The sequence below is a fragment of the Kitasatospora misakiensis genome (assembly GCF_042656005.1).
GTDB classification, from domain to species: domain Bacteria; phylum Actinomycetota; class Actinomycetes; order Streptomycetales; family Streptomycetaceae; genus Kitasatospora; species Kitasatospora misakiensis.
Genome location: NZ_JBHSOF010000016.1, coordinates 1 through 21,502, shown reverse-complemented (window position 1 = coordinate 21,502; position 21,502 = coordinate 1). Strand labels below are relative to the sequence as shown.

At 70.4% G+C, this 21,502-nt stretch carries 18 protein-coding genes and 1 pseudogene; 10 read left to right on the top strand and 9 right to left on the bottom strand.

The window, feature by feature from the left end:
* Window positions 1-85: 85 nt before the first annotated feature.
* Complete coding sequence (dnaE, locus tag ACFP3U_RS14760; protein WP_380225942.1) at window positions 86-3,643, top strand: DNA polymerase III subunit alpha; 3,558 nt, start codon at window positions 86-88, stop codon at window positions 3,641-3,643.
* An 83-nt stretch (window positions 3,644-3,726) separates the two neighbouring features.
* Here the strand turns inward: dnaE and ACFP3U_RS14755 are convergent, their stop codons facing one another.
* The 3 genes from ACFP3U_RS14755 to ACFP3U_RS14745 form a co-directional block, all read right to left on the bottom strand.
* The gene (locus ACFP3U_RS14755; RefSeq protein ID WP_380225941.1) at window positions 3,727-4,755 is read right to left on the bottom strand and encodes an alpha/beta fold hydrolase; all 1,029 of its coding nucleotides are present in this window, start codon (window positions 4,753-4,755) and stop codon (window positions 3,727-3,729) included.
* An 11-nt stretch (window positions 4,756-4,766) separates the two neighbouring features.
* Window positions 4,767-6,047 (bottom strand): esterase/lipase family protein, encoded by a 1,281-nt coding sequence (locus ACFP3U_RS14750; protein ID WP_380225940.1) that lies wholly within the window; start codon window positions 6,045-6,047, stop codon window positions 4,767-4,769.
* A 226-nt stretch (window positions 6,048-6,273) separates the two neighbouring features.
* On the bottom strand, window positions 6,274-7,173 hold the full coding sequence (locus ACFP3U_RS14745) for a GNAT family N-acetyltransferase (RefSeq protein WP_380225939.1): 900 nt from the start codon (window positions 7,171-7,173) through the stop codon (window positions 6,274-6,276).
* Between the two features lie 399 nt (window positions 7,174-7,572).
* Here ACFP3U_RS14745 and ACFP3U_RS14740 point away from each other — a divergent pair, with 399 nt between their 5' ends.
* The 4 genes from ACFP3U_RS14740 to ACFP3U_RS14725 all read left to right on the top strand — a co-directional run bounded on the left by ACFP3U_RS14740 (window position 7,573) and on the right by ACFP3U_RS14725 (window position 10,746).
* The gene (locus tag ACFP3U_RS14740; RefSeq protein ID WP_380225938.1) at window positions 7,573-8,037 is read left to right on the top strand and encodes a PLL family lectin; all 465 of its coding nucleotides are present in this window, start codon (window positions 7,573-7,575) and stop codon (window positions 8,035-8,037) included.
* A gap of 190 nt (window positions 8,038-8,227) precedes the next feature.
* Complete coding sequence (locus ACFP3U_RS14735; protein WP_380225937.1) at window positions 8,228-8,659, top strand: VOC family protein; 432 nt, start codon at window positions 8,228-8,230, stop codon at window positions 8,657-8,659.
* 97 nt (window positions 8,660-8,756) lie between these two features.
* Window positions 8,757-9,992: a hypothetical protein gene (locus ACFP3U_RS14730; RefSeq protein WP_380225936.1), complete on the top strand. Its 1,236-nt coding sequence runs from the start codon at window positions 8,757-8,759 to the stop codon at window positions 9,990-9,992.
* Window positions 9,976-10,746, top strand: a complete 771-nt coding sequence (locus ACFP3U_RS14725; RefSeq protein WP_380225935.1) for a hypothetical protein — start codon at window positions 9,976-9,978, stop codon at window positions 10,744-10,746. The genes ACFP3U_RS14730 and ACFP3U_RS14725 overlap by 17 nt, the downstream gene beginning before the upstream one ends.
* 162 nt (window positions 10,747-10,908) lie before the next feature.
* Here ACFP3U_RS14725 and ACFP3U_RS14720 read toward each other — a convergent pair whose 3' ends face one another.
* Together ACFP3U_RS14720 and ACFP3U_RS14715 are read right to left on the bottom strand one after the other, a co-directional pair.
* Complete coding sequence (locus ACFP3U_RS14720) at window positions 10,909-11,973, bottom strand: Gfo/Idh/MocA family protein (protein WP_380225934.1); 1,065 nt, start codon at window positions 11,971-11,973, stop codon at window positions 10,909-10,911.
* A 127-nt stretch (window positions 11,974-12,100) separates the two neighbouring features.
* Window positions 12,101-12,568, bottom strand: a complete 468-nt coding sequence (locus tag ACFP3U_RS14715; protein WP_380225933.1) for a MarR family transcriptional regulator — start codon at window positions 12,566-12,568, stop codon at window positions 12,101-12,103.
* Window positions 12,569-12,838: 270 nt separating this feature from the next.
* Between ACFP3U_RS14715 and ACFP3U_RS14710 the strand changes: the two genes are divergently transcribed.
* Together ACFP3U_RS14710 and ACFP3U_RS14705 are read left to right on the top strand one after the other, a co-directional pair.
* The gene (locus ACFP3U_RS14710; RefSeq protein ID WP_380225932.1) at window positions 12,839-13,558 is read left to right on the top strand and encodes a hypothetical protein; all 720 of its coding nucleotides are present in this window, start codon (window positions 12,839-12,841) and stop codon (window positions 13,556-13,558) included.
* A 361-nt stretch (window positions 13,559-13,919) separates the two neighbouring features.
* Window positions 13,920-14,750 carry a PIG-L family deacetylase gene (locus ACFP3U_RS14705; RefSeq protein WP_380225931.1) on the top strand — a complete coding sequence of 277 codons (831 nt, stop codon included), beginning with the start codon at window positions 13,920-13,922 and terminating at the stop codon, window positions 14,748-14,750.
* Between the two features lie 100 nt (window positions 14,751-14,850).
* On the opposite strand, the gene ACFP3U_RS14700 is transcribed toward ACFP3U_RS14705, so the two are convergent.
* Window positions 14,851-15,693 carry a helix-turn-helix transcriptional regulator gene (locus tag ACFP3U_RS14700; RefSeq protein WP_380225930.1) on the bottom strand — a complete coding sequence of 281 codons (843 nt, stop codon included), beginning with the start codon at window positions 15,691-15,693 and terminating at the stop codon, window positions 14,851-14,853.
* 179 nt (window positions 15,694-15,872) lie between these two features.
* Between ACFP3U_RS14700 and ACFP3U_RS14695 the strand changes: the two genes are divergently transcribed.
* Window positions 15,873-16,895 (top strand): aldo/keto reductase, encoded by a 1,023-nt coding sequence (locus ACFP3U_RS14695; RefSeq protein ID WP_380225929.1) that lies wholly within the window; start codon window positions 15,873-15,875, stop codon window positions 16,893-16,895.
* Window positions 16,896-17,041: 146 nt separating this feature from the next.
* On the opposite strand, the gene ACFP3U_RS14690 is transcribed toward ACFP3U_RS14695, so the two are convergent.
* Both ACFP3U_RS14690 and ACFP3U_RS14685 read right to left on the bottom strand, forming a co-directional pair.
* Window positions 17,042-18,622: an outer membrane protein assembly factor BamB family protein gene (locus ACFP3U_RS14690; RefSeq protein ID WP_380225928.1), complete on the bottom strand. Its 1,581-nt coding sequence runs from the start codon at window positions 18,620-18,622 to the stop codon at window positions 17,042-17,044.
* A 371-nt stretch (window positions 18,623-18,993) separates the two neighbouring features.
* Window positions 18,994-19,396, bottom strand: a pseudogene (locus ACFP3U_RS14685) (class I SAM-dependent methyltransferase); the annotation flags it as partial.
* 11 nt (window positions 19,397-19,407) lie between these two features.
* On the opposite strand from ACFP3U_RS14685, the gene ACFP3U_RS14680 reads away from it, so the two are divergent.
* Window positions 19,408-19,596, top strand: a complete 189-nt coding sequence (locus tag ACFP3U_RS14680; protein WP_380226050.1) for a hypothetical protein — start codon at window positions 19,408-19,410, stop codon at window positions 19,594-19,596.
* Between the two features lie 103 nt (window positions 19,597-19,699).
* Here ACFP3U_RS14680 and ACFP3U_RS14675 read toward each other — a convergent pair whose 3' ends face one another.
* The gene (locus tag ACFP3U_RS14675; protein ID WP_380225927.1) at window positions 19,700-20,494 is read right to left on the bottom strand and encodes a hypothetical protein; all 795 of its coding nucleotides are present in this window, start codon (window positions 20,492-20,494) and stop codon (window positions 19,700-19,702) included.
* Between the two features lie 217 nt (window positions 20,495-20,711).
* Here ACFP3U_RS14675 and ACFP3U_RS14670 point away from each other — a divergent pair, with 217 nt between their 5' ends.
* A complete protein-coding gene (locus ACFP3U_RS14670; RefSeq protein WP_380225926.1) occupies window positions 20,712-21,491 on the top strand; it encodes a hypothetical protein in 780 nt (259 codons plus the stop codon).
* Window positions 21,492-21,502 lie beyond the last annotated feature (11 nt).

The window sequence follows — 21,502 nt, the reverse complement described above, 5'->3', positions numbered from 1 at the left end:
GGGTCGCTTGCCCGTACCGCCGTATGGCCGTACCGCCCATACCGCCGTCCTGCCGTCCTGCCGTCCTGCCGAGGAGCCCAGCGCCGTGTCCGACAGCTTCACGCACCTGCACGTCCACACCGAGTACTCGATGCTGGACGGGGCGGCGAAGAACGGGAAGCTGTTCGCCGAGGCGGAGCGCCAGGGCATGCCGGCCATCGCGATGAGCGACCACGGCAACATGTTCGGCGCGTACGAGTTCTTCCACGCCGCCGCGAAGACCGGGGTGAAGCCGATCATCGGCATCGAGGCGTACGTCGCGCCCTCCTCCCGGTTCCTGAAGAAGCAGGTGTTCTGGTCCCCCGGCGGGCAGCGCCCGAGCGGCGCCGACGGCGAGGGCGGCAAGGACGTCTCCGGCGGCGGCCGCTACACCCACATGACGATGTGGGCGCAGAACCCGACCGGGCTGCGGAACCTCTTCAAGCTCTCCTCGCTCGCGTCGATGGAGGGCTACTACATGAAGCCCCGGATGGACCGCGAGCTGATCGCCGCCAACGCCGCGGGCATCATCGCCACCACCGGCTGCCCCTCGGGCGAGGTGCAGACCCGGCTGCGGCTCGGCCAGTACGAGGAGGCGGTCAAGGCCGCCGGCGCCTACCAGGACATCTTCGGCAAGGAGAACTACTTCCTGGAGCTGATGGACCACGGCCTGGACATCGAGCGCCAGGTCCGCGCCGACCTGCTGCGCCTCGCCAAGCAGCTGGACATCCCGCTGCTGGCCACCAACGACTCGCACTACGTCACCGCCGACCAGGCCGACGCCCACGACAGCCTGCTCTGCGTCGGCGTGGGCAAGAACAAGGACGACCCGAACCGGTTCAAGTTCCAGGGCACCGGCTACTACGTGAAGACCGCCGCCGAGATGCGCGAGCTCTTCCGCGAGCTGCCGGAGGCCTGCGACAACACCCTCGCGATCGCCGAGCGGGTCGAGTCGTACGAGGAGGTGTTCACCTACGTCGACCGGATGCCGCAGTTCGACGTGCCCGAGGGTGAGAGCCAGGCCTCGTACCTGCGCAAGAAGATCGCCGCGGGCCTCCAGCACCGCTACGGCGACAGCCCCTCCCAGGAGGTGCTCGACCGGGTCGAGCTGGAGATGAGCGTGATCACCCCGATGGGGTTCGACGCCTACTTCCTCGTGGTCGCCGACATCTGCCAGTACGGCCGGGACAACGGCATCCCGGTCGGGCCCGGCCGTGGCTCGGCGGCCGGCTCGATGGTCGCCTACCTGACCGGCATCACCCAGCTCGACCCGCTGGAGCACGACCTGCTGTTCGAGCGGTTCCTCAACCCCGAGCGCATCAACCCCCCGGACGTCGACATCGACTTCGACGACCGCCAGCGCGACCAGATGGTGCGCTACGTCACCGACAAGTACGGCTCCGCCTACACCGCCCAGGTCAACACCTTCGGCACGATCAAGGCCAAGGCCGCCGTCAAGGACGCCAACCGCATCCTCGGCTACCCCTTCGCGATGGGCGACCGGATCACCAAGGCGATGCCGCCGGACGTCATGGGCAAGGGCGTCCCGCTGGCCGACCTCTTCAACGAGAAGCACCCCCGGTACAACGAGGGCACCGAGATCCGGGCGCTGTACGACAACGAGCCCGACGTCAAGAAGATCATCGACACCGGCCGGGGCATCGAGGGCCTGATCCGCGGCACCGGCGTGCACGCCGCCGCCGTCATCCTCTCCTCCACCCCTCTGCTCGAACTGATCCCGCTGCACAAGCGGGACAAGGACGGCGTGATCATCACCGGCTTCGACTACCCGTCGTGCGAAGCCATGGGCCTGATCAAGATGGACTTCCTGGGTCTGCGGAACCTGGGCATCATCGATCACTGCATCAAGATCGTGAAGGCCAACCGGGGTGTCGACGTCGACATCGAGAAGATCCCGATCGACGACCCCACCACCTACCAGCTGCTCGCCCGCGGCGACACCCTCGGCGTGTTCCAGCTCGACGGCGGCCCCATGCGCGCCCTGCTCAAGCTGATGAAGCCCACCGAGTTCGCCGACATCTCCGCCGTCTCCGCGCTCTACCGGCCCGGCCCGATGGGCATGAACTCCCACACCAACTACGCGCTCCGCAAGAACGCCCAGCAGGAGATCATCCCGATCCACCCCGAGCTGGAGGCCCCGCTGGCGGACGTCCTCGGCCCGACCTACGGACTGATCGTCTACCAGGAGCAGGTCCAGCGAGCGGCCCAGGTGCTCGCCGGGTACTCGCTCGGCCAGGCCGACCTGCTGCGCCGGGCGATGGGCAAGAAGAAGAAGGAGGTTCTGGAGAAGGAGTTCGTGCCCTTCCACGCCGGGTGCAAGGAGCGCGGCTACTCCGACGAGGCCATCCAGGCCGTCTGGGACGTCCTGGTCCCGTTCGCCGGCTACGCCTTCAACAAATCGCACTCCGCCGCCTACGGGCTGGTCTCGTACCAGACCGCCTACCTCAAGGCCAACTACCCCGCCGAGTACATGGCCGCCCTGCTCACCTCGGTCGCCGACGACAAGGACAAGATGGCGGTGTACCTGGCCGAGTGCCGGCAGATGGGCATCCGGATCCTCTCCCCCGACGTCAACGAGTCGGTGGTCGACTTCACCGCCGTCGGCAGCGACGTCCGCTTCGGCCTCAAGGCGGTGCGCAACGTCGGCGTCCCGGTCATCGAATCGCTGGTCGCCACCCGGGCCGAGAAGGGCAAGTACACCTCCTTCCCCGACTTCCTGGACAAGGTCGAGCTGGTGGTGTGCAACAAGCGCACCGTCGACTCCCTGGTCAAGGCGGGCGCGTTCGACTCGCTCGGGCACACCCGGCTCTCGCTGAGCACCGTGCACGAGAGCGCGATCGACGCCGTCACCGGGGTGAAGAAGCAGCAGGCGATCGGCCAGGACGACCTCTTCGGCGCGCTCGACGCCGAGGAGGGCGGCGGCATCGGGCTGGACTTCCAGCTCACCGACCGCGAATGGCCGCGCCGCCAACTCCTCTCCCTGGAACGCGAGATGCTCGGCCTCTACGTCTCCAGCCACCCGCTCGACGGTGCCGAGCACATCCTCGCCCAGAACCGCGACACCTCGATCGCCGACCTGCTCGGCTCCGGGCGGACCGAGGGCGAGGTGCGCCTCTCCGGCCTCATCACCGCCGTGGACCGCCGGATCAACAAGGCCGGCAACGCGTGGGCGATCATCACCGTCGCCGACCGGGACGGCTCGGTCGAGGTGCTGTTCTTCCCCGCCACGTACAACCTGATGGCCGAGCAGATGATCGAGGACAACGTCGTCTCGGTCCGCGGCCGGCTCAACGAGCGCGACGGCTCGCTGAGCATCTTCGGGCAGGAGCTCACCACCCTCGACGTCTCCTCCGCCGAGCTCGGCACCAAGCCGCCGGTGCAGATCACCGTCCCGGCCGCCCGGATCACCCCCGAGATCGTCGCCGAGCTCAAGCTAGCCCTCCAGGCCCACCCCGGCGACGTCCCCGTGCGCCTGCTGACCACCGGGTGGGACAGGGACACCCTCTACGAGCTCGGGTTCCAGGTGAACCCCGACAACGGGTTCGCCTCGGACGTCAAGACGCTGCTCGGCAACCGCGCCTGGGCCGGCACGGCGGTCCGGTAGCGGCGGGCGCGCGGCTGAGGGCTGAGGGCTGAGGGCGGGACCGCACCTGGCGGTGCTGGTCGCGGTCCCGTCCAGCACCGTCATCAGGCCTCGTCCAGTACCGCCACCAGCGCCGCCAGGAACTCCTTCGGCCGCTCCAGGTGCACGCTGTGCCCGGCTCCGTCCACCACCACCTCCCGCACCCGGCCGCCCGCGGCGGCGTAGCGCGCCAGGGCGCCGCGCGTCTGGGCGACCATCGGCTGGGCCGGACAGGCGTCCGCGCCGGGCCAGCCCGGGACGACCCCGAGCGCTCCCAGGTGGGCCACGTCGAACAGCGAGGTGTCGGAGATGATCACGTCGGCCGACCCCCGGATCCACAGGATCGGCGGCTTCGGCGTGACCGCGTCGAGGTCGTCGATCCGGAAGTGGGTCGGTGCGATCGAGTTGAGCACCCCGCGTTCGCCCGGACCGAAGCCCGGCCAGGCCGCACTCGGACGGCTGTCGCCCGGGAAGTGGTCCTCCCCGGTCCGGGTGGTCAGCATCGCGGCCACGTAGCGGTCCGGCTCGGCCAGCGGCTCGCTGACGTAGGCGGTGTCCAGGACCGAGCGCGGTGCGAACGGCGACTCGGCGCCCGGTTCGCCCTCGCCCAGCAGCCGGACGAAGTCGGCGGCCGCGGTGCCGGCCCCAGAGCCCGCGCCGTCGGGCGAGTTGAGCCGCCCGTCCACCCCGTGGGTGCCGCCGAAGCCGTACGGGGGGACCGGGTTGACCAGGGTGAGCGAGCGGACCAGCTCCGGGTGGTCGCGCAGCAGTTGCAGCGCCACGCCGCCGCCCATGCTCCAGCCCACCAGGTGCACCGGGCCGAGGGCCAGCGCCCGGAACCAGGAGAGCAGGTCCTCGCTGTGGTCGCGCAGGCCCCGGGTGGCGTCCACCGGCAGTGGCTCGGTACCGCCGAAGCCGCGCAGGTCGGGCGCCAGCGGGCGGTAGCGGGCCGGGAGTTCGGCCATGGTCGGGTGCCAGAAGACGCCGGAGGAGATGTTTCCGTGCACCAGGACCACGGGTTCCCCGGTGCGGCCCTCGATCTCGGCGTGGTTCACGGTCAGTCGGTCGGTGACGACCGGTCGGTCGACGATCATCCGGCAGCTCCTCAGTTCAGCCAGCCGGCGACCTGCGCGCTCGCCGCGCCGTCCCAGCCGAGTTGCAGGTGGTTGGCGAGGGCGATCAGCGCGGTGCCGCCGACGGTGGCGACGCCGGTGGTGTCCAGGGCGCTGGCCACCAGGACCACACCGTCGCTGGGCCCGCGGTTCTCGTTGAGGATGCCGACGACGCTGGGCGCGCCGCCCGCCAGGAGGTAGGTCGTCACCGAGGCGGGCACCCCGGCCCGGTGCAGCGGGGCGATGAGCGATCCGGCGTCGATCGCGGCCTGGATGCCGCCGCCGTCGGTGTAGAAGCCCTGTCCGCCGTAGTAGGTGGTGTACCAGTCCTGCTGGGTCTGGTCGATGCCGACGGCGGAGTCCCAGCGGGCCAGCATCTGCCGCTGCCCGGGGTAGACGTCCTGGCCACCCGTGGGGGCGAAGGAGAACTCGGGGTGCGCGGTGTAGGTGCCGTAGCAGGTCACGCGGAGGTGCGGCGAGGGGGCGTTGACCGCGCCGCCGCACTGGGGCCAGATCGAGAAGTCGTGCGCCCAGCCGTGGGCGAAGGGGTAGTCGTAGCCGCCGTTCGGCCCGCCGAGGGTGATCAGCTTGCGCACGTCCCCCGCGTACGGGCGGCCCCAGGACGGCTTGACCGAGGACACGTAGGAGCGCGCGGACATCTCGCCCTTGCTCCAGCCGACGACGTCCACCTGGGGGACGCCGAGCTTGCCGCGGATCAGCGCGACGGCGTCGCCGACCTCCTGTGCCTGCAGCAGGTTGTCGCCCTGCTTGTGCGCGAAGCCGACCGCGAAGACCCGGTAGCCGCGGGCGGTCAGGTACTGCATCAGCCCGGTCTTCGGGCAGGAGGCGGAACCGCACCCGTAGCCGCCGGACTCGCCGGGATTGGCCCAGGCCCGGTCCGGGTTGTCGTTGGCGCCGTGCACCAGCAGCACCGGGACCTCGTGCGCGCTGGTGTTCCAGCCCGGGGCCGAGTAGAGCAGGAACCGGCCGGAGTAGGGCTGCTTCACCCCGCCGAAGAAGGTGAGCCGCTGGCCGTCCTGGTCGCCGCGGCCGTCGGGCGGGTACTGCTCCTGGCGGAAGCCGGGGGTGGTGTCCAGGTACCGCTCGACGCGGTCCCAGCCGTTGGCGACACTGCTGTAGCTGGCTTCCAGGGTCAGATGGGCCGGCACCGCCGCCGCGGCCCGCCCCGACGGGACGACCGCACCGATCAGCACCAGTACGCCCGCGAGCAGCCCGCCCCAACCCCTCCGCCTGCCGAGTCCGTTCCTGCGCATACCGCGTCCACGCTCCTTCATACCCCGGGGTCCGGTGGGCGACAGGTTAGGTCGGCCGGAACCTCCGTCCCATGGAGGCGGGCCACATCCCGGGCGCCCCCGTATGGTCGCCGGCCACCTGGCCAGGCGACGACGGCGGCCCGCAGCCGCCGCCGGGCGCCGGTGAGCGGCCCGGTCCTGGGGTCCTGCCTTCGGACCGGGGCCGCTCACCGCGTGCTACCGCTCGCTAGGCCGACTGGCCGGCCGGATGGAAGTTGACGCGTTCACGGACGACGGGGAAGCCGGCCCTGGCGAAGTTCGCGGCCATGGGGAAGTTGCCCCGGTCGGTCGCTCCGGTGATGAACTCCGCGCCCTGCTCGACGAGGACGTGGGTGCACTCCGCGAGGAGGTCGTAGGCGTAGCCGCGACCGCGCTGTTCGGGGACGACTCCGATGAAGCCGATGGTCGGGCCGGAGGGGTTGTGGGCCGGGATGTGGATGCCGGCCAGCTCGCCCTCCGGCGTGTGGGCGGTCTGCCACCACTCCCGTGGGGAGGGGCACCAGTGGAAGAAGTCGAGCTCCTCCTGGGCGGCCTGGTCGAGGCCGCCCTCCCCGACGGCCCTGAGCGCGTGGGCGTCCAGGGTGGCGGAGTGGATGCGGCGCAGCGCGTCGAAGAACACGGTGTCGTGGGGTTCGGCCCTGAAGCGCAGGCGTCCGGGCCGCTGGGGCAGACCCCGCTCGGGGGTCCAGCGGTAGAGGAAGCGCTCCACCAGGAGTTCGTACCCCGCGGCCCGTGCGGCGGCGAAGCGCGCCTCGGCGGCGGCGCGCAGATCGGTGTCCTCCCGCCAGCCGCCGGGCAGGTTGATTTCGAGTTCGACCTGCCGGGGAGCGGAGCGCAGGAGTTCGGCGCCGGCCTCCTCCTCGCCCTCGGCGACGTCGAACCAGTTGATGTTGACGGGCTCCGCGTCGTCGGGGCCGCCCCACCACGCGCCGCGTGCGACGACCTCGCCGTCGCGCAGGGCGACGCGCTTCCAGTCGGGGCGGAACCGGGTGCGCCGGTGGCCCTCACGGGCGCCGAGGGGGTCGGGGAGTGCGTCGAAGAGTTGGGCGTCGCTCGCGGAGAGCGCGCGGATGACCAGATCGGTCATGGATTCCTCCGGGATACAGGCTGCTTGGAGCGCTCCCGGTCAGAATTCGCGCATCACGCCGGGACAGCGGAAGAGGGAGCGCTGGGTATAGGTATGAACCGCACGGCACTCGCCTCCTTCCGTTCGTCTCAAGGCGTGGATCCACACAGTACGTGGTCCTCCGTCGGTCCGTCCACGGATTTTTCGCGGCCCTTTGTGAGGAGGGGTCAGGCCCGGGGGCGGCGGGCCGGAACGGTTCAATGTCGCGGTCATTCATGCCCGTAGAGGCACCGACGGTCCGCGCCGAGGGCATCCGCCACCGGATGCGTTGACGCTCGGTCAGCCGTCGGCCGAAGCTGACGGCGGGCCGCTGCTCGGCCCACGCTTCCCGCGTTCCGCCGGCACCTCCCAGGAGCAGTGATGAACAGGATCAAGACCGCCGCCGTGGCGCTCGCCGCCATGAGCGCCATCGGATTGGGCTCGTCCCCGGCCCTCGCGCAGAGCCAGGGCGACGACCGGGGCCAGGCCCAGCCGGCGCCCCGGCCCAAGTCCTGCAGTGCGAACGGCGGCACGTTCTTCTGCGGCGGCGACTACGGGGACGGCAAGACCTACGTCACCCTCTCCGACGGCACCAAGCAGCTGTTCGTGATCGGCACCGACTCCAACGTGTGGACGACCTGGTTCCCGCCGAAGGGCGCGCAGGCCGCGTGGATGTCGCTGGGCGGCGACCACGACTTCGCCAACAAGGTCAAGATCGTGAACCGGAAGGGGAACGCGTTCAGCATCGGCGCGCGGTCCTTCACCATCGGCGCGGACCTCTTCCGCGACCGCGACACCGGCGGCAACTGGGGCGGCTGGTGGACCAAGGCCGTCCCCCGGGGCTGACCCCCGACCGCACCCCACCCCGAGCCGGCAGGACCCCGCCACCACTCCCCCGGGTGGCGGGGCCCTGTCACATCCGGCCCGCCGCGCACCACTGTTCCGACAACCGGCATGCGGCCACCGGCCACCGGCCACCGGCCACCGGGATCGAATCCCGGTGGCCAGAGGGTCGTCCTTTGGGTTGGATGGTCGGATGAGCGACATCGCCGACCTCCGTACTCCGCCCGCCACCGGCACCCTGCACCATGTCGAGCTCTGGGTGCCCGACCTCGGGCGCGCCGTCGCCTCCCTCGGCTGGCTGCTCGAAGCGCTCGGCCACACCCTCCACCAGAGCTGGCCGGACGGTCGCAGTTGGCGCCTCGGCCCCACCTATGTGGTGATCGAACAGTCCCCCGCTCTCACCGCCGACCGCCACGAGCGCTGCCGCCCCGGGCTCAACCACCTCGCCTTCCACGTCCAGGACCGCGCCACGCTGGACGCCCTGGTCGCGGAGGCCCCGCAGCACGGCTGGACCCTGATGTTCCCCGACCGCCACCCCCACGCGGGCGGGCCGGACTCCTACGCCGCGTACCTGGAGAACGCCGACGGCTACGAGGTCGAACTCGTCGCCGCCGTCTCCCACTGAACCGACGCGGGGGCGAGCGCGTTGTCCGCCGTCGAGCCCCCGTGAGAGCATCACGGTTTTGAGCAATCCACCCAGATCCGCGAACGGCAGGCACAGCTTGAGGTACAGCACGGAGCCGGGAGAAGCCCGCGTCGAGGATGCGAGCAACATCCTGGTCGCGCCGGCGACGCTGCACGACGACGACGTGGTCGGGGAGTTCTTCGGGTCCGTCATCACGCCGGAGGACCTTGCTTCTTCCGCCGCGCCCGACCTCACCGGGAGGACCGTCTACCTATGCGGTGACGTTTCCGGGATCAGCGGACGCCAACTGCGAGCGGCCGAGCGGGTGTTCGTCGTCCGGGAGCTGTCGCACGGGCACCACGAGAACGTGGACGGATCGTGGACCCTCGTCGACTGCGGCCGAGTCCCCGTCCGCGTGCACGGCGTCGGCGTGTACTACCGCCGCTTCTTCGGCCTCGACGCCGACCACTTCGGACGGATCCGCTCGGAGCACGCGTTCCAGTCCCTGACGGAGTCCACCAAGCCCGGCACGGCCCACCGCAGCGGAATCTACCTGACGCCCGTCACGCGGGACGGCGACGACCTGCACTTCCGCCTGCTCCGGTGCTCCACGAACCTCTCGGGGCCGACCGAGGGCTTCCGCCCGACCGACACCCGGATCGTCGAGGCCCTCAACCGCGAGGCCGCCACCGTCTTCCGGGACCAGGCACCGCTGAACCACGTCCTCGCCCAGATCTACCACAACACCCCTGCCACGACCGGGCGCAAGCAGTCCAAGGCCAGGATCTCGGCCCATGCCGACAAGACCAAGGACATGCCCGTCAACGGGATCATGGCCTTCTGCACCTTCTACGACGGGCTCGACAAGCTGCAGCCCCTGGCCGACGACGCCTTCGACTACGGCCTGAAGGGTGCCAGCGGGCTGACCAGGCTCCACTTCCGCCTCAAGGAGTCGGCCGGAGAACGCGACGGGGCCGCGCTCCCGCCGCAGTTCACCGTGACCCTCCACCCCGGCTCCGTGTTCTTCATGCCGCTCTCCACCAACCGCCTGTACACGCATGAGATCCGGCCCTCGGCGCTGGACGCCGAGTTGCTCCCGACCCGTCTGGGTTACGTGGTGCGCTGTTCGAGCACCGAAGCCGTTCACCGCAACGGCCGGACGTTCCTCAAGGCGGCCGGCGAGCTGGTGGAGCTGGGGCCACCCACAGCGGCCGGCATGGACGAGCTGCGCGGGCTGTACGCCGAGGAGAACAGGTCCTCGTCCTTCATCGATTACGGCGACGAATTCCTCTTCAGCATGAACACGGGAGACTACCTTGCCCCCCGCGCCTAGCTTCTCGGACGAGATCCTCTCGTGCACCTTGCCCACCGAGGAGAACCTCTTCGCGGAGCTGTCCGCCTCGGCCCGCCTGGAGGACGTGGGGAAGGGCCGACGAGGTGCCACGCTCACCAGGATCGACGGGGCGGGCGGCGTGCCCCTCGTCCGCACCACCACTCAGTACGGCACCCCGATGCAGCGTTTCCGGGCGGTGCACGAACGGCTGGCGCGACGGATCCAGGAACATGCGGGGCTTCCGGTCGGCTTCAACAACGCCCTCATCGAGATCTACACGAACGCCTACACCACCATGGGCGGCCATTCCGACCAGGCCCTCGATCTGGCCGACGAGTCGTTCATCGCCGTCTTCTCCTGCTACCAGGATCCCGAGGCGGGCCCGCCGAGGAAGCTGATCTTCGAGCCGAAGGGGCCCGACGGCGAGAAGTTCGAGATCCCCCTCCTCCACAACGGCGTTGTCGCGTTCTCCGTCGCGTCGAACCAGCGGCTCAGGCACAAGATCGTCCTGGACACACCCGCCCGGACGGCGGAGAACCAGTGGCTGGGCGTGACCTTCCGAACGTCCAAGACCCTCCTCCGGTTTCACGACGGGCACGCACACCTCCCGCAGGGCGCGCGCCTCACCTCGGCCGACGAGGAGCAGCGGCGCGAGTTCTACCGACTGCGACGCCGCGAGAACCATGAAACGGACTTCAGCTACCCCCCGCTGACGTACACCGTCAGCGAGAGCGATCTGCTGCCGCCGGTCTGACCCCGTGGGCCGCTGAACACCGAACGCCGATCTCGGCCGCTGTCCGTTCCGCCGGGGCGCGGGCGAGGTCACCCGCGCCCCGGCGGACGGGAGCCCAAGCGACCGCGCCCCGGGCGGGCGGGCCGTCGGGCGGGCGCGGGCGGGCGGGCGGGCGCAGGCGGGTCACTCCCCGGGGAAGACGACTCCCAGGTCCCGGCGGACTCCGTCCAGGACGCGCATGAGGTACAGCGTCTCGGAGAGCGGCATCAGGTCGGACTCCAGCCGTCCCTCGCTGATGCACCGGGCCGCTTCGGCCGCCTGGTAGCACAGGCCCCCGTCGCGCGGGGTCGGGGTGAAGGTGTCGATGGTTTCGTTGTCCCGGCCGATGAGACGCACCCGGTTGGGGGTGAAGAACATGCCGTCGATCTCCAGCCGGCCCTGCGTTCCCGAGATGGACGCCGTGGTCGGCGTCACGGCGAAGAGCGACGTGTTCAGCACGCCGTGCGCTCCGGATTCGCCAGTGACGACGATCGACGCCTGGCCGTCGACCCCGGTGAAGGTCTTCGTGCCCACCGCGGTGACCGAGGTGAACTCTCCGAGCACCATGGACGCGAAGGAGACCGGGTAGATGCCGAGGTCCAGGAGCGCCCCGCCGGCCAGCTCGGGGGCGTAGAGGCGGCTCGCCGGGTCGGGCTCCATCCGCTGTCCGTGGTCGGCGACGACGGTCTGGAGTTCGCCGAGCAGGCCGGATTCGACCACCTGGCGGACCACGTCGACGTGGGGCAGGAAGCGCGTCCACATCGCCTCCATGAGGAACACCCCGCGCTTGCGGGCCGCTTCGATCAGCTCCTCGGCCTCGCGGGCGTTGCGGGTGAACGCCTTCTCCACGAGTACGTGCCGGCCCGCCTCGACCGCCAACATCGCGTGCTCGAAGTGGCCCGAGTGCGGCGACGCGACATAGACGATGTCGACCTCGGCGTCCTCGACGAGCTCCGCGTAACTCCCGTAGGCCCTCGGTATGCCGAAGCGGTCGGCGAACGCGCGGGCGCGCCCGGTGTCCCGCGAGCCGACGGCCACGACCCGCTGCTCGGTGTACTTCTGCAGCGCCTCCACGAAGGCGCCCGCGATCCACCCGGGGGCTATCACCCCCCAGTTCAACGACGGCGCCTCGCGAGGGGAGGGCGTCCGCGGTGCGGGGAGCGTGATGCGCGCCGCCTCGTCCGAGACGACCGGCCGGTCCTGCGTCATGAGACTTCCTCCCAGGAGCCCTCGAAGACTGAGCACACGGCCGGCCGCGGACGCCGAACAGCGCCCGCCGGCCGAGCCGTTGATCACCCTACGGGAACCTCCGTCGCCCCGTCGCCCCATCGGCCCGTCAGGGGGCCGTCCCGCCCGCGTTGCGGATCAGCTGACCGAGCACCTTCAGCGCGACGACGCAGTCCGCGTCATCGATGCCCTCGTGGAGGGCGGCACGGATCGCGGGCGCATTGCGCGAGAGGTCCACCCGGGCCTGCTCCCCCTCCTCCGTGAGCCACAGCCGGTCCTCGGCGTCCCGCCTCAGCCAGCCGCGCTCCTCCAGCGCCGCGGATTCCGCCGCCAGGTCGTCCTCGGGCCGGATGTACGACTTCATCGCCTCCCGCAGCTCGGCCACGGTCATCCCCTCGCCGTCGGGCGAGATGTCGTTCACCGACAGGTTGCGCAACAGCCAGAACTGGGGCTGGGTGTAGCCCTTCTCAAGCTGTCGGGCCCGGGTGAACGCGATCAGCGCCTCGTAGGCGACGCCGGTCCAGTACGCGGCGGGCTGTCCGGCGAGTTCCGCGTCGGACCTCTGCTGGGTGGTCATGGAGCCTTCCTTCCCTCTGCTGCGCGTCGAACATTTCGATGTCGAAACTATAGATAGCCGTTATCCGCTACGTCAAACACTTCCACATCGAAATATTGGCCCGGGGCATCCGACCTGCCCGGCAGGGTCGCGCGCGGCGGGCCGCACCCTGGCGCCGCCGGACGATCTCTGACAGCATCTCAGCCGGTGTGAACGAACCGTGTATCAATCGTTCACCTCGTCTGCACAAAACCAGTCGCAGTACGTCGCCGAGAAGATCTGAGGCCTGCCATGAAGACCTTACGGACCCACACCTCGCACCTGCTGACCGTCGTGCTGCTGCTCCTCGGCGTGATGACCGCCACGAGCGCGCAGGCGCAGGCGGCCCCGCAGCGGCTCGCCGGCAGCACGACCATATGTTCCAACTCCCCCATCCCGGCCGGGTGGGTCATCACGAGCTCGTACAGCAGCTGGGGCTGTCCCGGCACCGGCGTCTCGTACTCGATCACCGACACGACCGGGCAGACCAACCTCGCCATCTGCTCCTTCTCCCCCAAGCCGGCCGGGTGGGTGGTCACCAGCTCGTACAGCACCAGCAACTGCGCGGGCAGCGGCGTGGCCTACGGCTTCCACAACGTGGCCAACGACACCAACGTCGGCACGTGCTCCATGACGCCGATCCCGACGGGGTGGGTGATCACCAGCTCGTACAGCAGCAACAACTGCGCGGGTACCGGCGTCGGCTACACGCTCCACAACGTGGCCAACGACACCAGCGCCACCGCCTGCTCCATGACGCCGATCCCGACCGGGTGGGTCGTCACCAGCTCGTACAGCAGCAACAACTGCGCGGGCACCGGTATCTCGTACACCCTCTTCAAGATCACCACGCAGGTCACCGCCGTCGTGTGCTCCTTCTCCCCCCTCCCGGCGGGCTGGGTGGTCAGCAGCTACTACTCGAGCAGCAACTGCTACGGCAGCGGCGTCGCCTACTCCATCCGCAAGGCCTGACCCCACCCCTCAGCGGCCCGGGCCCGTACGGCACCGGGAACCATGACGGCAGGGCCTCTTGGCGACCCGGGAGCGTGACTCCTCCGGTCCCGGGAGGCCCTGCCGCCGTTGCGGCGCGAGGCCCTGCCGCCGTTTCGGCGCGAGGCCCTGCCGCCGTTGCGGCGCTCGGAACCACGCTCCCGCACCCGTTCCTCGGCGGGGCGGCCCAGCACTCCGGAACAACCGGAATAGCGGGCGGCGGCGCCGTCGTTGACACCAGTCGATGTTCCCAACAGTCGATCAGAGGCACGGCGAACCGTGCCCTGTCGGCCCCGTGCCGCACACTGAGGCCGAACACTCGGCAGACCGAAGGATGATCCCCATGACCGACCGGCCCTTGACCCTGATGGCCGTGCACGCCCACCCCGACGACGAGGCCACCGGTACGGGGGGTGTGCTCGCCCGCTACGCGGCCGAGGGCATCCGGACGGTGCTCGTCACCTGTACCGACGGCGCCTGCGGAGACGGTCCGGGAGGTGTCAAGCCCGGCGAGGCCGGACACGACCCGGCGGCCGTCGCCGCGATGCGCCGTCAGGAGCTGGAGGCCAGCTGCGAGGTCCTCAAGGTCGACCACCTCGAAATGCTCGACTACGGGGACTCCGGGATGATGGGCTGGGCCGCCAACGACGCGCCCGGCTCGTTCTGGACGACCCCGGTGGACGAGGCGGCCGCCCGCCTCGCCGACCTGATGCGGCAGTACCGGCCCGACGTGGTCGTGACCTACGACGAGAACGGCTTCTACGGCCACCCCGACCACATCCAGGCCAACCGCATCACGTCGAGGGCGCTGGAGCTGGCCGGCACGGCACCGAAGGTGTACTGGACGACGGCCCCGCGCTCGATGATGGCGCGGTTCGGCGAGGTCCTGCGCGAACTCGGCGCGGAGTGGGACGAGCCGGACCCCGAGGAGTCGGAGATGCCCGAGATCGGCCTCCCCGACGAGGAGATCACCACCTGGGTGGACACCACCGGATTCGGCGGCCAGAAGTTCGACGCGCTGGCCGCGCACGCCAGCCAGGGCGAGAACATCTTCTTCCTGAAGATGGGCAAGGAGAAGTTCACCCAGCTGATGGGTGTGGAGACCTTCGTCCGGGTCCACGACACCACCGGCGCCGAGCTCCCCGAGGACGACCTCTTCGCCGGCCTGCGCTGAGCACCCGACCCCCGGCGGCGGCGTCCCACGCCGCCGCCGGGATCGGATCCGCCGGCTCAGGCTCACGCGAGCGGAGGTCCCGCGGAGCAAGCGTGGTGGTTCAGCCGAAGGTCAGGTCCTGGAGGCCGACCACGCGCAGCAGTTCCAGCCGCTCGTGGGACTCGCTGCCCGGGCGGGCGGTGTAGACGATCAGCCGCTGGTCGTGCTCCGGGCTGAGCAGCACCTCGCAGTCCAGCTCCAGCGGGCCGACGACCGGATGCAGGAACCGCTTGACGTCGGTACGGCGCACGGCGACGTCGTGGGTTTCCCACAGCGCCGCGAACTCCTCGCTCCGGGCGCGGAGCCGACGTACCAGACCCGCCAGCCGTGCGTCGTCCGGACGGCGGGCGAAGGTGGCGCGAAGATCCGCCACCGCCGCGCGGGCGGCGCGGTCACGGTCCTCGGCCGGGAAGAGCTCCCGCGCGGACGGGTCCGCGAAGTAGCGCCAGGCGACGTTGCGCTCCGCCTCGGGGAGGGCGGACGCGTCACCGTGGAGCGCCTTGGCCATCGCGTTCTGCGCGAGGATGTCGCCGCGGTCGCTCACCACCTGGGCGGGAGTGTCGGTCAGCCGGTCGATGACGAGGAGCAGGCCGGGGCGGACATGCTCGGTGGCCGGCCGGTTGCGCGGGGGCTCCTCGCCGGCCAGATGGAAGAGGTGGTCGCGTTCGTCGCCGGACAGCCGCAGCGCGCGGCCGACGGCGGCGAGCATCTGGCGGGACGGGCGCGAACCCCTGGCCTGCTCCAGCCGCGTGTAGTGGTCGGCGGACATGCCCGCCAGCTGCGCCACCTCCTCGCGGCGCAGCCCAGGGGTGCGCCGGCGCGCGCCCTGCGACAGCCCCACGTCGGCAGGGGTGAGTCGGCCGCGGCAGCGGCGCAGGAAGTCGGCCAGCTCGGTTCTGTCCACCCGTCAACCATGCCCGAAAGAACCGGGCGCAGCCAGGGACCGCCCGTCCCCGGACAAGGGCGCCTCTCCCGCCGGCGCCCGCACCGCCACACGCTGGAATCCGGCTCGACGGACCGGCGGCGCTCCGCAGGTACGACGAGCCGAGCACCGGATTTCTCGCGTGGAAAGGCAAGGTTCGCATGCAGTACCGCACGCTCGGCCGCACCGGCATCAAGGTCAGCCCCTATGCGCTCGGCGCTCTGATGTTCGCCACCTCGGTCGGCAACCCCGACCCCGAGGACTCGGCCCGCATCATCCACCGGGCGCTGGACGCGGGCATCAACCTCATCGACACCGCCGACGCCTACCGCGACTCCGAGGAAATCGTCGGCAGGGCGCTCAAGGGGCGCCGGGACAGTGTCGTCCTGGCGACCAAGGTGAGCATGCCGATGGGCGACGACCCCAATCAGCGGGGCGCCTCGCGGCGCTGGATCGTGACCGCGGTCGAGAACTCGCTGCGCCGCCTGCGGACCGACCACATCGACCTCTACCAGATTCACCGGCCGGACCCCACCACGGACATCGAGGAGACACTGTCCGCGCTCTCCGACCTGATCCGCGGCGGGAAGGTCCGGGCGATCGGGACGTCCACGATGCCGGCGTCCGACATCGTCGAAGCCCAGTGGGCCGCCGAGCGGCGCGGCCTGGAGCGCTTCCACACCGAGCAGCCGCCGTACTCGCTGCTCAACCGCGGCATCGAACGCGAGGTGCTGCCGACCGCGCAGCGCTACGGGATGGGCACGCTGGTCTGGGGCCCGCTCGGGCAGGGACTGCTCACGGGCCGCGTCCGCAAGGGCGGGCCGAACGAACTCCGCCGAGCCGGCTTCTTCCAGCACCTCAACGACGACCGCCGGCTCGACGCCGTCGAGCAGTTCATCTCACTCGCCGAGGAGTCGGGCCTGCCGCTGACCCACCTCGCCATGGCGTTCACGATCGCCCACCCCGGCGTCACCAGCGCGATCATCGGGCCGCGCACCATGAGTCACCTCGAAGACCTCCTCGCCGGCACCGACGTCGCACTCACCGACGACATCCTCGACCGGATCGACGAGATCGTCCCACCCGGCACCGACATCGGCACCCTCGACCAGGCCTACCTGCCGCCCGCCCTCCAGCACCCCCGCCTCCGCCGCCGCCCCACCGACGAGCGCACCGCCGCCTGACCCGTCCCACCCAACAACAGCGGGGACCACGTCGAAGGCCAGATCCGCCGACCGCCCGGGCCGCGGCACGCTGCGGGCGGGCGGCCGGCCGGGCCGGGCCGGACGGTCGACTCGGATCAGGCCGGATCGGATCGGATCGGGCCGGTTCAGCCCGCCGAGAGGTAGACGTCGTCCTCCACCAAGGCGGCGTACTCGTTGATCTGGTCGGGGGCAGCGCCCGGGGCGAGCTCCCGGTCGTTCCCCGTCCGGGCGTCCAGCACCACGGCCTTGCCCTTCTGGGTGCGGCCGTAGACCGCTCCGTGCCAGGCGCCGGTGAGCGAGGGCGCCACCCTTGCCCCGACGTCGGCCGAGTACCCGATCTGCCACAGAACGGTGACTCCGGCCGTGTCGATGCCGATCAACCATCCACCCTCCTCGCTCCCGGTCTGGCACACGGCCGTGGCGCGGCCGTCGAACAAGCACCTGCTGATCACCGCGCGCTTCCCGGGCAGGGCCGGCAGCGGCAGGACCGTCCCGGTGGCGGTGGACAGCAGCGTGAGGCCCTCTCGCGTTTGAGCGAGGATCTTGTCGGCGGCGAACTCGGACAGTTCGGTACCCGTCTCTTCGGCCAGGGCCTTCCACAAGACCGTACTGTCGGCTGCGGACACCGCCCGTACCTCCAGCGGCATGCCGTGGAAGCTGTTGTCCCACTTCCCGGTCGTGGAGGAGACTCCGAGGACAGTGCCGTCCTGGATCAGCTGTGCCTCGAAGTTCGGCAGCTTCCAGGCGACCGTGCGGGTGGCCAGGTCGATCGCGTAGCTGGTGGGAGGGCCGGACAGGGTGGGGACGACCACAACGGCCCGGCCGCGCGCGACGCCCACGAGGACGGGTACGCCCGGTGCGACCGTGCCGTCGTCGATGGTGACCCGGCCGGCCTCCTTGCCGGTACCCAGGTCCAGGATGTCGACCTCGACGCCGTAGTGGTCGGAGGTGGTCCCCTGGCCGGTGACGGTCAGCGGAAAGGCCGCCACCGCGAACCGCTTTCCGCCCGCCGTGCCCACCGCGGGGCGCCCGTATCCGAGGCTCTTTGTCGACGGCCCGTTCGGTGACTTGGTGGGGAGCAGTCCGGTGGAGGTCATCTGGGCCGACACCTTGCCGTCGCGGACATCGAGCGACGTCAGCGTCTGACTCCCCTCGACGAGGACCACGTTGAGGCCGTCCAGGACGACCTGGCGGTCATCCCCGGCGAGGGACGCGTAGGAGATCGGCGTGAACCTCACCGGCGGGTCGGCCTGGACCGGTTCGGGCCGCGGTCGGCCGGACGACGAAGGACCGGCGGTGGCCGACGGATTCCCGCCCGCGCTGCCGGCCTGGCTGGGCGCGCCCGGCGGCGCGCCCTCCGGCGCGCCCGGCGAGGCGGCCGGCGAGGCGGCCGGCCGGTCCGGGGAGTCGTCCGTGAGGATCTTGGTACCGCCGTAGCCCGTGGCCACCACGAGGACCAGGGCGGCGATCAGGAGCAGGATCGTCCGGGGATCGCCCCGGCGTACGTTCTGGATGAATTGGTCGCCCAACGCCAGATTCCCCGTGTTGCGGGACCTGCCGTCGATGATGATGCCGTCCCGGCCGATCCGCGGCGGCTCCGGCGGCATCGGCGGCGCGGGCGGAGCCGTCGGCTCCGGTGGTGCCGCCGGCGCCGGGATCGGCACAAGTGCCGTGAGCTGGACCACGAACGGCGGTTCGGCGGACATCACTTGCACCAGGACCCGGCACAGCTCCGCCTGCGCGGCCGGTTCCTGCGGCCCGGAATCGAAAGCCGCCACGGCCGCCCGGCCGTCCGGCTCCGACGAGAGCCGCCGGCGAACAGCCTCCCCCGCAGCCTCCGCCACGGCCCGACCGGCGGTTCCCACGACCCCCGATGCCACGTCCGCCATGAGCCCGACAACAGTCGAGGCAAGATCAGACTCGCTCAAAGCGCCCCCCTGGCACAGTCATTGACACTCAACCTTGACAGCAGGAACGACCGCCGGCCGCAAGCCAGTTGTCAATCGCGATCGAATCGCAACCTTGAGTCACCACGCGACCGGCCCCCTGGATCCCAGGGCGCCCACCCGGCTCCGACTCAGACCCGGGCGACCAGGGCATACCGCTCGTCGTCCACCGGACCGCCCCACAGGTCCGCGTCGCCGTCGAGCGGCTCGATCCGCAGTTCGGCGACGCGGTCCGGCAACGGCCCTCAGAACCTCCGCACCGACTCCGCCGCTCCACGGCAACAGCTCCGCCCCCGCGACATACGGTGCACCGCTCTGCCCGGACTCCCGCCACCGCCCCTCCACCAGCACCAGCCGGCCGCCCGGCCGAAGGCGTTCGACCCACCCCCGCAACGCGGCCTCCGGATCGGGCAACGTCCACACCAGGTGGCGCGCCAGCACGGCGTCGAATCCCTCCTCGCCGGTCGGCGGCACGGCCGCGTCACCGACCAGGAAACGGCCCGACAGATCGGCGGCAGCTGGCTTCTCCCGTGCTCCAAAACCTGATGAACCAGCACGACATGCCCAGCCTCTCAGCCCGCAACACGGCCGTGATCGAAGCGGCCAGCGTATTGCCACCCATCGTCGTCAGCGATCTCTTCGGCATCACAGCCAGCAGCGCCTACCGCTGGGCTCAGTTCGCTCAGAACAGGTGGTCCGACTACCTCGCCGCTCGTCAGCCCGGCGATAGCTGAACGGTGCCGCTCGCCCGCTTCTCCAAGAACCGGGCGGCCGACGTAGGGAGCCGGACCGGACGGTGGCGACCCGTCGGTCCGACTTTCGCGGTCCTTGTTGTGATCACGCTCCGTGTGCGGTGACCGTTCCGCCGGCCGTCACCTCGTACACGGCGATGCCCAGCCTCGCGCGGACGTGCTCCGGCACGCGGAGGGCGTGCGAAAGGCCTGACGTTGGGACGACGAGCGCGTACCGCACACTCACTCTGGGCGCGGTCATCCGGCGCAATAGCTGTCCGTAGGCGATGTCGGCGTCGATTCCGGGTTGGCTCGTGTGCCCTTTCGCTTCGGCGATGATGCGTTCGCCGTCCCGTTCTGCTTCGAGGTCGGTGTACGGGTCCGTCGGCGGCACGACGGTCCAGCCGGCATCGGTGAGCCAGGTGCGGAACGCATCGACGACCCGGTCCTCGTCGCTGGGCCACGCCTCAAACACGGGCGTAAGGAGCGCGCCGATCGCCACCAGGTCCGCCTGCCGGTCCCGGCGGTGCAGGCGGCCCCGCGCATCGGCATCGAGGTCATCTGGGCGGATGATCGCCAGGCGAAGCTTGTGCGCGGGAATCTCGGTGTCGCGCCGGGCGTCGTAGAGGGCGCGCTGCTCGCCGCGATGAACGCCGCTGACGGTCAACCGGTCCGGTTTGTCGAAGAACGGGACCGCTTCATCATGCTGGCGCTCTCGGTACTCCACCACGAGCTTGCGCTGGGGCCAGTAGCCGTCGACGGGCAGCTTGACGCGGCGCCCGTCAGCGCCTGGGTCGCCGCGTAGCCAGTCGAAGCGGTGCTGCCGCTGCGCGACCTCACCGAGATACTCGTCGCAGAGGTCGAGGACGTATGCCTCGTCACTGTCGGATCTCCCACCCATGACACAGCATCCTGCCAGGAACCCCTGACAAGCCGCCTCCTTCAGGTGCTCGGCCTGGTCACCCAGGGTGCCGCTGTAGTACTGGGTAGGAGGTTGAGGTTCCCGTGCCCCGTTCAACGCGAGCGCGATCCCGGCATGGCGGCGATCCTCGCTATGCTCGGGGCCGTTTGAACCAACCACCGCAGCCTCTTGAAGGACGTGACTTGGCTTGATATCAATGCCCGTTGAGCTGGTCGCCGTCGTCGCTGTCGCAGTGCTTGTCACCGCGTGGCTGCTCTGGAGATTCTCGCGAGGCGCCACCGCTGCCTCGGGCGGGCACACCGCACCAAGCGTCGCGGCAGAGGTCGAAGTTCGGACCGAGTTCCCGCCCGAAGGGCTTCTGGTCCCCGAGGACGTTCTCCGATCCGTCGGCTCGACGTCCGGTGCGATCTGGGATGCGCTCGAAGCCGCAGCGGCGCCAGTTGCTGTCGAGTACTACCCGGTCAGCGAGGCGGAGGTCGCGAAGTTCCGGACTGGGCCCGTGAACGCGACGGCTCAGCAGGCAATGGTCGGGATCGTGGAGGCCATCAAGCCGAAGAGCCCAACGTTGTTCCGGGTGGTGCTGCCAAAGGGTGCAGAGCTCGTCAAGGCCGCCGGAACTTCCGGGTTCAGAGGGTTTTCTCGCAGCGGCGGCAAGACAGCACATGCTGTTCTGAAGCCTGTCGCTGCTGGTGGAGCAGTCGTGGCAGGCTGGCCGGTGCTGGCCGTCGCCGGAACCGTCCTAGCTGTAGACATGGTGGCTCAACGTGAACAGAGGGCGCATCAAGGCCGAGTTGAAGCCATCCTGAGCCGCCAAGAGGAACGGGCCTACGTCGAACGGATCACGGATCAACGGTCGGCCGATGCTCAGTTGTCCCGCGCAATCAGCCTGATGCTTGACGGCGGCAAGCCGAATCTTGAGCTCGCACTGAAGAGGGGCCTTCCCCCTGATGTGAGGACACCGGACACTGGATCTTGATGGTCCAGGAG

Excerpts from the sequence above, each read along its gene's own strand:
- ACFP3U_RS14750 (WP_380225940.1), bottom strand. The coding sequence starts at position 6,047 with ATGCGCAGGAACGGACTCGGCAGGCGGAGGGGTTGGGGCGGGCTGCTC.
- ACFP3U_RS14720 (WP_380225934.1), bottom strand. The coding sequence starts at position 11,973 with ATGACGCAGGACCGGCCGGTCGTCTCGGACGAGGCGGCGCGCATCACG.
- ACFP3U_RS14745 (WP_380225939.1), bottom strand. The coding sequence starts at position 7,173 with ATGACCGATCTGGTCATCCGCGCGCTCTCCGCGAGCGACGCCCAACTC.
- ACFP3U_RS14680 (WP_380226050.1), top strand. The coding sequence starts at position 19,408 with ATGAACCAGCACGACATGCCCAGCCTCTCAGCCCGCAACACGGCCGTG.
- ACFP3U_RS14675 (WP_380225927.1), bottom strand. The coding sequence starts at position 20,494 with ATGGGTGGGAGATCCGACAGTGACGAGGCATACGTCCTCGACCTCTGC.
- ACFP3U_RS14755 (WP_380225941.1), bottom strand. The coding sequence starts at position 4,755 with ATGATCGTCGACCGACCGGTCGTCACCGACCGACTGACCGTGAACCAC.
- ACFP3U_RS14740 (WP_380225938.1), top strand. The coding sequence starts at position 7,573 with ATGAACAGGATCAAGACCGCCGCCGTGGCGCTCGCCGCCATGAGCGCC.
- ACFP3U_RS14715 (WP_380225933.1), bottom strand. The coding sequence starts at position 12,568 with ATGACCACCCAGCAGAGGTCCGACGCGGAACTCGCCGGACAGCCCGCC.
- ACFP3U_RS14670 (WP_380225926.1), top strand. The coding sequence starts at position 20,712 with ATGCCCGTTGAGCTGGTCGCCGTCGTCGCTGTCGCAGTGCTTGTCACC.
- ACFP3U_RS14735 (WP_380225937.1), top strand. The coding sequence starts at position 8,228 with ATGAGCGACATCGCCGACCTCCGTACTCCGCCCGCCACCGGCACCCTG.
- ACFP3U_RS14695 (WP_380225929.1), top strand. The coding sequence starts at position 15,873 with ATGCAGTACCGCACGCTCGGCCGCACCGGCATCAAGGTCAGCCCCTAT.
- ACFP3U_RS14710 (WP_380225932.1), top strand. The coding sequence starts at position 12,839 with ATGAAGACCTTACGGACCCACACCTCGCACCTGCTGACCGTCGTGCTG.
- ACFP3U_RS14690 (WP_380225928.1), bottom strand. The coding sequence starts at position 18,622 with ATGTCCGCCGAACCGCCGTTCGTGGTCCAGCTCACGGCACTTGTGCCG.
- ACFP3U_RS14705 (WP_380225931.1), top strand. The coding sequence starts at position 13,920 with ATGACCGACCGGCCCTTGACCCTGATGGCCGTGCACGCCCACCCCGAC.